This is a genomic window from Microbulbifer maximicatervae (SeqCode) (genome assembly GCF_052467325.1).
In genome coordinates, this window is record NZ_CP174310.1 from 2,060,639 (window position 1) to 2,074,312 (window position 13,674).

12 protein-coding genes and 2 tRNA genes are annotated in these 13,674 nt (G+C 45.3%); 7 read left to right on the forward strand and 7 right to left on the reverse strand.

The genetic code is table 11. The features are described 5' to 3' along the window. The first annotated feature begins 86 nt into the window (after positions 1-86). The 6 genes from ACJJIE_RS09315 to ACJJIE_RS09340 all read left to right on the forward strand — a co-directional run bounded on the left by ACJJIE_RS09315 (position 87) and on the right by ACJJIE_RS09340 (position 4,501). Positions 87-1,895, forward strand: coding sequence for a hypothetical protein (locus ACJJIE_RS09315; protein WP_444894396.1), 1,809 nt, complete (start codon positions 87-89; stop codon positions 1,893-1,895). A gap of 29 nt (positions 1,896-1,924) precedes the next feature. Then, positions 1,925-2,224 (forward strand): hypothetical protein, encoded by a 300-nt coding sequence (locus ACJJIE_RS09320; protein WP_444894397.1) that lies wholly within the window; start codon positions 1,925-1,927, stop codon positions 2,222-2,224. Positions 2,225-2,258: 34 nt separating this feature from the next. Further along, positions 2,259-2,426, forward strand: a complete 168-nt coding sequence (locus tag ACJJIE_RS09325) for a hypothetical protein (RefSeq protein WP_444894398.1) — start codon at positions 2,259-2,261, stop codon at positions 2,424-2,426. A gap of 53 nt (positions 2,427-2,479) precedes the next feature. Then, positions 2,480-2,887: an HAD-IA family hydrolase gene (locus ACJJIE_RS09330; protein ID WP_444894758.1), complete on the forward strand. Its 408-nt coding sequence runs from the start codon at positions 2,480-2,482 to the stop codon at positions 2,885-2,887. Between the two features lie 277 nt (positions 2,888-3,164). After that, positions 3,165-3,680, forward strand: coding sequence for a hypothetical protein (locus tag ACJJIE_RS09335; RefSeq protein WP_444894399.1), 516 nt, complete (start codon positions 3,165-3,167; stop codon positions 3,678-3,680). 569 nt (positions 3,681-4,249) lie between these two features. Beyond that, entirely contained in the window at positions 4,250-4,501 is a 252-nt protein-coding gene (locus ACJJIE_RS09340; protein WP_444894400.1) for a hypothetical protein, read from the forward strand. Positions 4,502-4,629: 128 nt separating this feature from the next. Here the strand turns inward: ACJJIE_RS09340 and ACJJIE_RS09345 are convergent. From ACJJIE_RS09345 to ACJJIE_RS09355, 3 genes are all read right to left on the reverse strand, one after another. Continuing rightward, positions 4,630-4,717 (reverse strand) — tRNA-Ser (locus ACJJIE_RS09345). 622 nt (positions 4,718-5,339) lie between these two features. After that, positions 5,340-6,215 carry an RbmA family biofilm matrix protein gene (locus tag ACJJIE_RS09350; protein WP_444894401.1) on the reverse strand — a complete coding sequence of 292 codons (876 nt, stop codon included), beginning with the start codon at positions 6,213-6,215 and terminating at the stop codon, positions 5,340-5,342. A 1,091-nt stretch (positions 6,216-7,306) separates the two neighbouring features. Further along, positions 7,307-7,394 (reverse strand) — tRNA-Ser (locus tag ACJJIE_RS09355). An 802-nt stretch (positions 7,395-8,196) separates the two neighbouring features. Between ACJJIE_RS09355 and ACJJIE_RS09360 the strand changes: the two genes are divergently transcribed. Continuing rightward, positions 8,197-9,594, forward strand: coding sequence for an adenylate/guanylate cyclase domain-containing protein (locus tag ACJJIE_RS09360; protein ID WP_282933535.1), 1,398 nt, complete (start codon positions 8,197-8,199; stop codon positions 9,592-9,594). 29 nt (positions 9,595-9,623) lie between these two features. Here the strand turns inward: ACJJIE_RS09360 and cyoD are convergent, their stop codons facing one another. The 4 genes from cyoD to ACJJIE_RS09380 are packed head-to-tail and all read right to left on the reverse strand — an operon-like array spanning position 9,624 to position 13,601. Then, on the reverse strand, positions 9,624-9,944 hold the full coding sequence (cyoD, locus tag ACJJIE_RS09365) for a cytochrome o ubiquinol oxidase subunit IV (RefSeq protein WP_444894402.1): 321 nt from the start codon (positions 9,942-9,944) through the stop codon (positions 9,624-9,626). Further along, positions 9,937-10,563 carry a cytochrome c oxidase subunit 3 gene (locus ACJJIE_RS09370; RefSeq protein WP_444894403.1) on the reverse strand — a complete coding sequence of 209 codons (627 nt, stop codon included), beginning with the start codon at positions 10,561-10,563 and terminating at the stop codon, positions 9,937-9,939. The genes cyoD and ACJJIE_RS09370 overlap by 8 nt, the downstream gene beginning before the upstream one ends. Further along, positions 10,564-12,639, reverse strand: coding sequence for a cbb3-type cytochrome c oxidase subunit I (locus ACJJIE_RS09375; RefSeq protein ID WP_444894404.1), 2,076 nt, complete (start codon positions 12,637-12,639; stop codon positions 10,564-10,566). Continuing rightward, positions 12,636-13,601 carry a cytochrome c oxidase subunit II gene (locus tag ACJJIE_RS09380; protein WP_444894405.1) on the reverse strand — a complete coding sequence of 322 codons (966 nt, stop codon included), beginning with the start codon at positions 13,599-13,601 and terminating at the stop codon, positions 12,636-12,638. The genes ACJJIE_RS09375 and ACJJIE_RS09380 overlap by 4 nt, the downstream gene beginning before the upstream one ends. Between the last annotated feature and the right edge of the window lie 73 nt (positions 13,602-13,674).

Sequence of the window (13,674 nt, forward strand, 5' to 3'; positions counted from 1 at the left end):
ACATTAAGTTTAATGTTGCTTCAGGCATACCCGATTCAAGCTTACCCCTAAGAATCTCAATCGTAAAAGAATAAGCACAAACAAGCATGAAAATTTTTTTGACCTTTTCGGTACTCGGATTTTTCTTAACTCCATCACCTGAAGTAGTCGCTTCAAAGGCAGACCTTATGACCAACAGCGCTATTGGTCAAATGCCCTCCCAGTCCTTTCCCTCTAGCGGCTCCGAATATTGGATAGAGCGAGAACAAGCAGTAAGTTTCGCAAAAACCGATGACTGGGAAAAAGCTATTCCCTTGCTCGAAAAACTAACCGCCCAATATAAAGATGATGGAGACATTTGGTTTTTACTCGGGCATGGATACATTGAGACGAACCAATGTAACAAAGCAATTCCCTCACTCAAACGAACCCTAGAACTAGGGACAATCATGTCGGGGATAAGATCAGCTTCATCCCCCTCTAACGATATAATGATTAAAATTGCACAATGTCATTCCAAAATGGAAGAGAAGGACCAAGCGCTGGGCTGGATTCAAAAAGCACTCGATTCCAGATGGGATGACCGGAAGAGTCTCATTGGCAGCAGCGATTTTCAATACATATCTCAAGACGATATGTATAAGAAGCTTTCGGGGGAAAGCCAGCTGGAAAATTTATCGAGAGATGAACGCTGGATGACAGATTTAAACTTCCTAGCTGATGAAATATTACGCCTACATGTTAACCCCTACCATCACTCATCAAAGGAAGATCTAGCATTACACATAAACAAAATTAAAACAGAAATCCCTCACTTAACCGACCAACAAATCGTATTTAGAATGATGGCGCTACTTGCCAGCTTAGGGAATGGACACAACTTTATTGTCCCAACCTACTCTAGGAATGGCTCATTCAGCAAGTTACCCATCCAGCTCTATTGGTTTAATGATGGGATATTCATTGTAGGTGCCGATACTGAATATAAGCATCTTGTAGGAAAAAAACTCCTTTCTGTAGCCAACCAGCCGATAGATGCAGCAATGAAAAAGATTGCCACTGTAAATGCCCGCGATAACGAAATGCAACAATACTGGCTGGGGCCTTACTATCTGGCCTTACCGGAGGTTCTCGAGGGTTTAGGCATAGTAGAAAGTGCATCGAAGATCCCACTAACTTTGGAAGAAAAATCAGGAGCCAAAGAGCAAGTAGTTCTATCAGGAAAACCTTTCAAGTTTACAGGTTTTCCAACCTTACCCGCACCTAATAATAGGGACAACTTACTTTACCTAAAGAACAAGAAAGAAAACTATTGGCTTGAATACAATTCTGACTATGATCTCCTATATTTACAATTTAATAGGGTCGCACAAGATAAGTCACACCCACTGGACGTATTCAGCAAAAAGATCACAGCATTCACCAAGGGTAGAAAAGTCAAAAATCTTGTTCTAGATTTGCGTCACAACAGCGGCGGCAATGGTTCTATTATCCCTCCCTTAACAAGATCGTTAATTCATTTTTCAGAAAATAGCGAAGAGAATAATCTATTTGTGATTATTGGACGGAATACCTTCTCCGCTGCACATTTGTTACTTGCAGACCTCGATCGCTTGACTGACATCATCATTGTCGGTGAACCAAGTGGGAGCAGACCCAACCATTTAGGTGAAGCGGGATGGTTTAAACTTCCTTACAGCGGTGTCTGGGGGATTATTTCATCTCAATATCATCAGGCCTCAAAGGCCGAAGATCATCGTATCTGGATTGCACCACATGTTCCCGTAACACTCTCATCTGAAGAGTATTTCACAGGAGAAGACCCCGCAATAAATCATATAATTAGAATAATAAGCCACAAAAAAGAAAAAGCAGAAATACTCTCACCAGGGTCAGTTAGCACGGCAGGATTTTAGAGTTAATTGTACAAAGGAGACGGATCAACATGTCTTTAACTTGGGTTATTGTAGGCTCATTTCTTCAATTGTCTTTTTGCGGATTCCTTTTTATGATGGCCGCATTCGCTGGAGGTGGCGTAGCTAATAGAGGAAATTTATCAAAACTTTCATCAGTGATACTTGCTGCTTCCATATACTTACTACCCTCAATTAGCATACTTGCCGCCGGTATTGTTATATACCAATACAACCTCGGAGGGGGTGCCTCCTCTTATTGGTGGCACTTCATGCCTATTGCGGCGGCGGCTTTATATATCATTTATATAAACTCACTATGGGAAAAATAGCGTAACATAATAGAAATCAATAGGAGCTTCGTCCGTGAGCAAATGCCTACTTTTTGATAACGATGGCACCTTAGTTGATAGCGAACATCTCTCCAGTATTGGCTTAGCTATGATGTTCGAAAATTACAGAATAAAACTAGATGCTGATGAACTGGTCATAAGATTTGGGGCTGGAAACTGGCAAGCATTCTACCCCTATTAGAAGAAGAGAATAATATCAAACTGAAAAGAAATTTTGTTGCAGCTTATCGCGATATAGTCACAAAACTCTTTACCAGAGAGTTAAAACCTATTGAAGGTGTAGCAGACGCTCTTGAGGCACTTGATGGTGAGAAAGCGGTAGTATCTAGCGGCCCCCTGCAAAAAATCAAGCATGCATTAGATATATGTGGACTATCTAAGTATTTCGGAAATAATTTATTCAGTTCATATGAAGTAGGCATATGGAAGCCTGATCCAGGCATATACCTGCATGCCGCAAAAAGTATGGGCTACCATCCTGAGAACTGCTCCGTTATAGATGATGGGCCAGTGGGAGTTCAGGCTGGTATAGAAGCAGGCATGAAAACTTACTTTTTTAATCGTTTTAATGAAGAATCTAATACCGTTGGCGTAGTGTCCTTTCTAGCGATGAGAGAGTTACCAAAACTAATAGGTAACTAATCCCCCAAGAACACTATACCTTTAGTTTATTAACATCATTCATTCAAGCTCATGCTACAACCGGTCATCATGGGCGGCAGAGAAAAGATGGTTCCCGACAAGCAATATCTATTTGGCTCTTTGCCCATGGGAGGTACAATTTAGCCATTAACAATAGTACAAAATATAGACAGAAAACCTATCATTCCATGTCTAATAGGATGTCGGTTTCACTCGATACCTCTAGCACTAACCCTTGTACCCATCCTCACAAAACCTACATCTGGCTACAGTAAGAATGTTCTCAAAGTTATTTAAAAAGAGTAAACCACGAGTCTATCTGGATAAAATGATTGTCGTCTCACAGAATGAATTTAGCAAGATTGGTGCTTGGGGGGCTTTTAAGGGCGAAGATTTAGAGGCAGGTATTCGGCATAGACTGGTAGAAATTTTCTCCCTACCACATATATCGAGTCGAATAGAACCTAAATCCAATGATTTAGCACTAGAGGTTGTAGTCTTAAAAGTAAGAGGGGGTGAGTTTGACACCGCATGCTTTGGAGAATTTGGTGCAATGCCTGTATTCTGGCGTCCAAAGATTGAAGTCGCAGCTCGACTCTATTACGCCGACTCCAAAAAAACACACTCCTCTTATAGGGCTCGAGAGAAAATGCCATGGAGAGAATATTTTTCAGGAGTATTCAGCCTAAGAGGGATGCTCAGATATAGGCCTGTTTTTGGAGCAAAAGAGCTAGAACCTATTCTCTATAGAGCATGTGAAAAGCTGCTTGCCAGTATGGTGAAGTCAGTATGAAATGCTGTAAATTTAGGCAATCCGCTACTACTTACGGACTTATTTTTTCCTGCGATAGAGATATCACAGCCTAAGTCAGGATATTAAAGTAACCAGGACTTTTGAGAGTTATCGAGAGGGTGATTTTTAAGTATAGCCAGATTTGCAGATAAGCTACTAGACTGAAGGGGCTTATCAACCCCATACCCTTTCGAACTTAATAATAATATTAAAGGACCCACTTGAACTGGCCTTGAAGTAACAATTAGGCACGGCTTGTGATGGGTGCTGCATTAAATCGTATACTCAAGGAGCCTCTAAATAACTCCGTAATGCCTCTGCGGGTCTTGAAGGCTGCAGGTGTTAGGCGCAGCTCGCCGCGAATGGCCCTATGCAACGCAGCAGATGTGGCCTTCAAGACCCGCCCTTTGGGGCAAGCAGAGCGATTCACACTCCGCGTTGCGACTTCTTGAAAGGTCTAGACATTCCTGCGAAGCTGCGCCTTGATTGTGAACCGCTCTGCATGCCAGAGGTATCACGGAGTTATTCAGAGGCTCCTTAACAATAACCTTAACTTTCTGGTGATTGTAATGCTCAAAATCAAAGAAGCCGCCGCTTTTATTCTAGTCGCCTCCCTAATGGGGTGCTCCTCAGATACTCCAGAGGATCCCAAACCCTCTTCACCGGTCGGTTCAGACAAGGATGCCCACGGGTGTATAAACTCAGCCGGCTACCTTTGGTGTAGTAAAACTAAAGAATGCGAACGACCATGGGAACTTGCAGAGAAGGCTGGCTTTACTAACACTCCCAGTAATTTTGATGAGTATTGCGGTAATAAATAGGGTCTCTGCCTAGCAGCCTCCTCCGACTATAGGAGAAAACGGTGGCAACTAAGGTCTTTGATACTCAAGACTAAAGAACAAAAGCTTCAGAAATAAAAAAGCCCGGCATAAGCCAGGCTTTTAGAAGATGGCGGTGAGGGAGGGATTCGAACCCTCGATGCCTTGCGACATACACACTTTCCAGGCGTGCTCCTTCGACCACTCGGACACCTCACCAAGTTCTCTTGTCACCCCCTGTTGGGGCGGTCCGTCTTTCAACGTTCTCTCGCCTTAATGAAATCTTCAAATAAATCAATAAGATAGCTACTTTAGCCTTGAGAGAGAGTGCACTTTACCCAAATGTTAGAGAAAGTTCCAGTGAAATCTGAGATGAATGAGCTCCGTACATTCTCTTTGGTGCACATCCAATGCTCCTGGTTAGATTTCATACAAATTGTGTGCGCTCATACGACCAATACCGTTTAGAATTTGAACACCGCACGCCGACCAAGTAATAAGGGGCTGGTATGGCGGAGGATCTGGGAAAGAAAGGGGGAACGCCCAGTGGAACCAGTCAAGACTGCATGGCAAATCTATATCCAACCCGATACAGCCTGAGTACAGGGTGTAAATTGACTGCTAGTACCTTTTCATAACCTATCGGTGTCTAAAACTTACCTCAAGAAAGTGTCCTGCCCATCCTGTTAAAGGCAACAAAAGAAAACTATAACGTGGCCACCAGGGCAAGTTTCTTCCAGAACGCTCCAAGGTTCGTCGGTGATACTTCTCAGTGCTCGCTACTTCAGTTCAATAGAAAGCTGGGGCGCACAAGTGCCCCAGCCCACTGACAATTTAAAACTTAGTCAGCACTTTTTGTGAAATACAGGCTGTCTTTTACTCGAGCCCCAGTGCTTGGATTAGTTACATACCAAGTTAACTCGTAATCTCCGGCCTCAAACCACTCTGGTATAGTTAGATAATTCCGAGTGTAGTCCTTTGTCTCAGAGTAATTCAGCACAACATCTCGTGAATTATGAATGGGATAACTATCCCCATTGGGAAAAGTGAGTAGGCTCCATTGCTCAAGTGTAACCAACGATTGTGAAGAGTCTAAATTACGTATACTCGCATCATAATTGACTCTTCCCCCGTAGGAAGGAACTAAAAACTCAGCAGGCTCATCAAGCACAATCGCTAACTGAGTGTCAGAGACGTCACCCTCAACAACCAGTTCAAGATCCCATAGCTCTACATAACCACCTTGCACTCTGAGCTTTATCTCACCCTCCCCATCCAGTAGGTTTTTCGACAATAAGCTATTTTCATCAACACAGTAGTTGAAATTTTGTAACTGTGAAGAAGGATTGGAGTTGTCCGGAGTTGGCAGAGCATGGTTATATAACAGGTCCACCAGAGTATATTGGGCAGAAATCCAAGGGATATCTGGATCTATAAATTCTTTTTCTACTATAAAAACTGCCGAATTCGCATCTCCATCTTTAACTTCAGTATTGACACAAACTCTTTCGATATTATCGAATTGATAGCCAATATCTAAATCTACCTCATGATCAACCCCATCCTCCAACCTGAAAGGAAATGCCTCACCGAGGTCTATTTTTGAACTTAATGTATCCGCCTGAATCAATGACGGTGCGCAGATTAAAGCAATACCAGCGATAGAATTTTTCAGCACACCACTGTGCATAGGGTAGCTTGCATCCAGGTTTTTCAAAATCACATTCCATTTAATACATTATGAGATACAACAAAACTTCGAACAGATTTTAGAGCCACTTCCTGAGAAAATATGGTTCACATCATAGTAATCCATATTTATCGCCGATCTTGTATAGATTCACCTTATGGTAAATACCATTCATCCACTAAAGACCAACTAAATTAAATCTGTCCAATATATTGTATTTCAACTCTCCCTGCCTCCACAAAAATTTTCACTCCACAATCGTCCCAATTGAAAAACTCAAGGATAGTATCTACACAACCAACCCTGATAAATCGCTGATCAACCGCTCAATAAAATCCATTAAAGTAATCGGACTCTTGACATAGAGTCAGCCTGATAAGTAGCTCTAACAATCAAGCACCGGGAATCCCCAGTGCTGATATTGATCGATACATACACTGGAAGGCTTTCATCATTGGCTAATATCTTTGTTATCACATAAAACATATGCGTAGATCTTCCAGCCATATTAATTCACACACCATTTTGACCTCAGTCGCAATAGCAGCTCACAGCCTTAGCAATTTTTTGATTCATAGTATCTCGCTCGATAATACCGAAGCAGTGGCCGTCATTGACAGCATAAGTAAATTTTACATGCCAAACCCTGCATACTGTGAAAATATATAAGGATTGTAAGTAAGAATTCACCACCAAGCAGGCAATAATCACGAAGATAATTTAGCCAGGAAATTTAATATATAACCGTGAATTAGCTGCGAATTAGAGAATGTAGCTACAATTTAAAAATAGCGGCAGAGAATTACATTCGCAGTGAACACTCTCACGAAACTAACTTAAATAAAATAACCTGGGCAGACGAAAAAATTGCCCCAAAATGAGAGGAAATATAAAACGATCAATTAAACATCTTGAGTGAAAATAGCCTTTTACAGCTCCCTCAAATCAAATAACTCATCGATTTTAAGCCCATTCGAATTTGGGCCAATCTTTGGGGCATCCCGTCCTGAAGAACCAAAAAAAGTGTCACAAATAACGGCTGGAACTACCAAAAGACAGAATGGAATTAAGCGAGAAAAGAAACAAAAAAGCCCGGTATAAACCGGGCTTTTAGAAGATGGCGGTGAGGGAGGGATTCGAACCCTCGATGCCTTGCGACATACACACTTTCCAGGCGTGCTCCTTCGACCACTCGGACACCTCACCAAATTGTCACCCTCCATGAGGGCTCTCCGCCTTGTAGCGGTCTCTCTCTTCAGAGAAATCTTCAAGGAAATCAGGAAGATAGCTGCTGTGTCGTCGAGAGAGCGCGCACTTTACCCAAATGTACCCGGTTGTGCAAGCACTAATGCGAAAAAAGTATCTCGGACAGTAAAAACGGGGGTTCATCAAGGTGTTTTGGGCCAGCCGCCTCAAGTACCATTGCTATATACTCTTTCAAATGGGCTCAGGAGATGTCGCAGGTTTAGATGGAAGGCTCGATTAGTCACCTAAACCCAGGCTCTACACTAGTACCGACTAACATAGCTTTCGGGGCCTTCTCTTTCCTTGGGCCCTTAAAGTAAGTAGTTATAGCGCAACTTATCTTTTGCCGACACACCTCCCTTCATCACGGCGCAAAACACCCGGACTCCAGAATTCGGTTTGATCTAGGTTAATAATGTCAGAAAGGCACTCTGTCATAATTCTCCATCCGCTGTAGAGTCAGTGATCGCTATCTATATACCCCCTGTTACGCAAAGCCTTGACGGTGCCCCGCCTGCCTAAATGCAAATCTGCCATGAAAATTGGGAGGTTCTGAGGCTAGAGGTGCGGTAATATCTCTGGCAACAACAATGAGAAAAATATCACTTGCATGCACAGTTTTTTCGCATTCTGTTCCTCGGAGGAGTAAACTGGGCTGCTGGGGTCACGGCGTGGCTATACGGTGGATAGGTAATTCGGAGCCAACCTGTCGCCAACGCGCAAGGTGTTCACTTTCTGCTCAAACGGACAAAGAACAACACAAATGCAGGACCAGCTTGAGGAGAGCACGGGGCGGAATGTTAACCCTCGCTACTCCACCTATTTTCGCACCCTGATTTTATTTGCCGCTGCCGGTACCCTGGCAAACGCGGTGAATTGGGATGCGCCATGGCAATCAGACAAGCTGGTTATTACCGGATCTGCTCTTTTTATCATTGCTTATACCGCTCTCGCTCAATTTATCCTCTACAAAACTGGCGATAAGAAAGCACTGAAAACCCGCCGCTGCCTTTCTTTCCTGGATACAGTACTGATCGGCATCACCATATCCCTGGCAGACTTCAGCATGCTGCCCTCGCTGCTGCTGGTTACCATGGTCCAGCTGAATGCCCTCACTGGGGGAGGCGGTGGTCGCGCTTGGTTTGAGCACAATACCGGCTTATTGGTTGGGGTCGTTATCGGGTACCTGATGCACGAACCATCCCTACTGGTGAGCGCTGACCTCACTATCAGCACCGTAAGCCTGATCTGTATTCTGGCCTATTTATGCGCCTATGCATTCTTTACCCACCGCCAGATTGGCCAGCTCAAGGAAGCCAATCACTCCCTGATGGTTGAGCAACGCGTTAGCAAGGTTCGCTCCTACAAGCTTTCCAAATATCTGCCACAAAAGCTGTGGCGCTCTGTCACTACCGGGGATGAAGAAGCTCTGGTGACCCAGCGAAAGCTCCTCACCGTTTTCTTTTCTGACATCAAAGACTTCAGCCAGCTCACCGAGGAGTTAGAGGCAGAGACCTTTACCCAGCTGCTCAATAATTACCTCTCTGAAATGGCACGCATCGCTGGGCAATACGGCGGCACTATCGATAAGTTTATCGGCGATGCGGTAATGGTTGTTTTTGGGGACGATGAGAGTAAAGGACCAAAGTCAGACGCTCTGCGCTGCGTAGCTATGGCCCTGGCGATGCGTAAACGCGTACGTGAAATGAAGCAGGAATGGTATAACAAAGGTATCTCGCGCCCCCTGCAGGTTCGTATGGGTATTAATACCGGCTACTGTACTGTCGGCATTTTTGGTACCGCTAACTACCAGTCTTACACGGTGATGGGTACCCACGTTAACCTCGCTTCGCGATTGGAAGGCGCCGCCCAGCCGGGAGAAATCCTGATTAGCCACGAGACCTGGGCCATGATCAAACACACGGTAATGTGCCGGGACAAAGGGCATATCACCGTAAAAGGTATTAGTACCCCGGTGAAGGTTTACCAGGTTACTGATCTGCGTAAGAACCTGGGCGGCCAGCAGAGTTACCTGGAGGAGCATGCCCCCGGATTCTCAATGCATTTAGACCTGGATAAAATCCGAAATTACGATAAGGAAAAGGTCTTACAGTCCCTACAAAAAGCAGCATCCAACCTGAAGAGCAAAGTCATTATCTAATTTTATAAAAGGTGCGTAAGCGTAAAATTCTACATAGTAGTATGCATACGCACCGCCAGATTCCCCATAATCCAGACTGTACCCATCACAATAATCAAAAGAATTAAGCTAGAGAAAAGAATTAACGCCAGGTTATCCCTACGGTCCCGTTGGGTTGTTACGTTCAAGAAATATTTTAATTGCACTACCAGTTGCGCAACCCCTAGTAATGCAACGAGAATCAAGACACTTTTATTCTCCTTACCGATCGTCAGCACTGCGGCAAAAGCCGCCAGAGTGAGCACAATAGACAGGATATAACCTGTGATATACAGACGCAGGTGTTGTGCAAAAGTCGGTTCTTTAGCCATAGACCCAGCCACCGAAATAAACCACGGAAAAAATTCCGATCCAAATCAAATCGAGGAAATGCCAGAATAATGCCAGGCGCAGAAAGCGCAGCTTTACGACATCCCCCAATCCCATAGTGAAAACCTGAACGATCAAAACTATCATCCACAGACAGCCGAAAGTGACATGGAGACCGTGCAAGGGCACTAAGCCAAAAAAGGCTGACAGGTATCCACTGCGCTGTGGCACCCCTCCCTTCTCGGCCATCCCGGCAAAGTCGTAAAGTTCCAACGCCAGGAAGCCCATACCCAATAACAGGGTTATCACCACCCAAAATAGAAAGGCAGCGCGACTGCGTTCATGCTTAACAATAACTGTCGCAATACCTGCAGTGAGGCTGCTGGTTAGAAGAAGCATCGTTTGGGCGAACAAGCTGCCGAAATCAAAAAGCTCTTTCGGGCCCGGCCCTCCGGCGGTAGCGCCCACCATGGTGATATAAATCGCAAATACCACCCCAAAGAAAATCAGGTCGCTCATCATGAAGACCCAGAAGCCAAAGATCACCATATCGGGATCTCTGTGGATGGCTTCGTGGGGATTGATGCTGCCCGGGCTTTTCGGTGAAGAGACGGGATTCATTTAGATCTCCAGCTTCGCAAGGCCGACATTTCGCGGGGAATCTTCCAGGTCCCGGCTCACTGCCTCGCTCTTCTCGACCAAGGCCAACCAAGCTTCCGTATCCTTCTCTAACTGACTGGCAGGAATAATATATTCCGTTTCTTTGCGGAAGGTGGCCGCGATAACTGCAACCAAAATGGTTAATGCGGAGATCAGTGCAAGCCACCAGATGTACCAAACCAGGGCAAACATCAAAATCCCACTGACAACGCACAAAATAAATCCGAGAGGATTATTTTTAGGGAGCTCTATGTCTCGATAAGCTTTAGGCCGCTTATAGGCTTCACCGTGCTCCTTAGCCTCAGTAAATGCATCCCGATCAGTAACCTTGGGTATTTCAACAAAGTTATAAGCCGGTACCGGAGCGGGAGAGTTCCATTCCAGGGAGCGTCCATCCCAAGGATCACCCACAGGAACCTGGGTTTTCTTTCGGTCTCTGATGCTTACGATAAATTGAATAACCAGCGAGATTAAGGCCGCCAGAACAATCATTGCGCCGATAAAAGCAACGATCATATAAGGCTTGAATGTGAGATCGGCATAGCTGAATGATCGTCTTGGCATTCCCAATAAGCCGGCGCCATAGAGCGGGAAAAATGTCACCATAAATCCTGCAAACCAGAGATAGGCTGAGCGTTTACCCCATTTATCATTAAGGCGGAAACCAAATGCTTTGGGGAACCAGTAGTTGTACCCTGCCAAAATTCCAAACAGCACGCCGGGAATCAGAACATTGTGGAAATGCGCCACCAAGAACAGTGTATTGTGCACTTGGAAATCGACAGTGGGGTTAGCCAGGATAACGCCGGAGAGGCCACCAATCACAAACAGGATTAAAAAGCCGATGGCATAAACCATTGGAGTGGTAAAGCGTATTCGCCCCCGATACATGGTCGCCATCCAATCGTAAACTTTCACCCCGGTCGGCACCGCGATCAGCATAGTCGCTATACCAAAGGCAATATTGATCGTCGGACTCTGCCCCATGGTAAAAAAGTGATGTAACCACACCGTAAAGGACAGGATTGCAATACACATGGTGGCAATCACCAGGGATTTATAGCCGTACAGGGTTTTGGCCGAATAGGTGGAAAAGACCTCGGAAAAAATCCCATAGGCTGGCAGCACCAACAGATAGACCTCAGGGTGTCCAAAGAGCCAAAACAAATTGGCATAGTTCATCATATTTCCACCGAGGTCATTGGTGAAGAAATGGAAATCCAGGTAGCGATCCAAGCCCAACATTAAGGCGGCAACGCTGAGAGGTGGCATTGCGAAAATCATTAGAATGGAGGCGCAGAGTACGGTCCAACAAAACAGTGGCATACGGAATAGGTGCATTCCTGGACCACGGCATTTATACACGGTGACGGTGAAATTAATCCCCGTTAATGTCGTGCCCGCCCCAGAAAATACGATCGCCCATATCCAGTAGTCAGGCCCAACCCCAGGACTAAAATCCGCCCCCGTATAAGGCGGATAAGCCGACCAACCCCCAGTAGAAAACTGCCCTACCACCAGAGAGACCATCAACAAAATACCGGAGGAAACTGTCACCGCCAGGCTGATTTGATTAAGTACCGGGAAGGCCACATCACGGGCACCAATTTGCAGCGGCATAGCGAAATTAATAAGGCCCACCAAAAACGGAACTGCCACAAAAAACACCATTATGGTGCCGTGCGTACTGAACAACTGGGCAAAGTGATCTGCATAGAGGAAGCCTTCCGGTGCGGCGGCTTGCTGGGCACGCATTACCATTCCCTCCAGCAACCCTCGAACCAACATCACGATCGCAAAAGCGATATACATAATGCCGATTCTTTTGTGATCAGTGCTGGTCAACCAATCCCGCCAGAGTGTTCCCCAGACTTTAAACCAGGTCAATAAAAACAGGATTCCCACTGTTGCCAGTATTACTATCGAGCCCGCCACACTGGCGACTGCCTCACTGACAGAGGGCCGCTCAAGAAACCCGCTAAATACCAGAGAATCCCAATTGAGCTTACCCAGCCAACCGTAATCCAAATTGTTCATGGCTGCGCTCCCTCGGCATCATCCTCGCCCCGGCCGAATTTTCGGGTACCGGGCTGCTCTTCAATGCTCAGCGGTTTACCGGAGTGATAACGCATTACTATTTCGTGAAAAAGGTCTGTGCCCGGCAAGTTAAAATACAGTGTATTTTCTGGCATTTTGCTATTTCCCAAGACTTTGTATGCTTGTTTTTTGGTGTTTCGCTGTGCCAGGCGGTTATAATTTTCTGGACTCAGGACAATCCCATCCGTCCGTACTTGCTTTACCCAGGTTTCAAAGTCCTCATCAGTCACAACCTTGACTGCAAAATTCTGATCGACAAAACCATTGCCGGTATATTGGGTATTCTCCCCTCTGGTGTCGCCGGTTTTTGTACCGATAAAATTGAGCTTTGTCGTCATACCCGGCATTACATAAATCTGCCCAGCCAGTGCAGAAATAAAGAACGACTGCATTACCGTATCACTGGTCAATATCATTGAGACTGGAGTGTGTACTGGTACGACCAATTCACCGACTGTTGCAATATCCAGCTCCGGATAGATAAATAACCACTTCCAGTCGAGCCCTACCACCTGCACTTTTACCGGGGGGACAACGCCCTGTATTTCCTTGTAGGGATCTAGCCGCGCCGTTGCACGCCAGAGCATCACTGACAGCACAATTATGACCAGGAATGGCACACCCCACATAATTACTTCGAGCGGGCCATAGGTTTCCCATTTTGGCGCATAGAATCCATGACCTTTTTTTCTTCGGTATTTAAAGAGGATTACTGGCACCAAGATAAATACCGGGAGAACAGCGACCATGGTGAGTGCCATAGCCCAAAAGAAGTGTACTTTCTGCTCCTCTGCCACTGGTCCCAACGGCATCAAAAAGGTTTCAGAAGCACTGGCTGAATAGGGGATTAATAAAATTGAGAGAAAAACTGGCAGAATAAATAATAATCGTGGAGCATGCACATCAACACATCTCCAGTACCTTAGATACGCACGCCAAAAAACCACAGGGGCTTTTAGATTCCAATCCATGGTA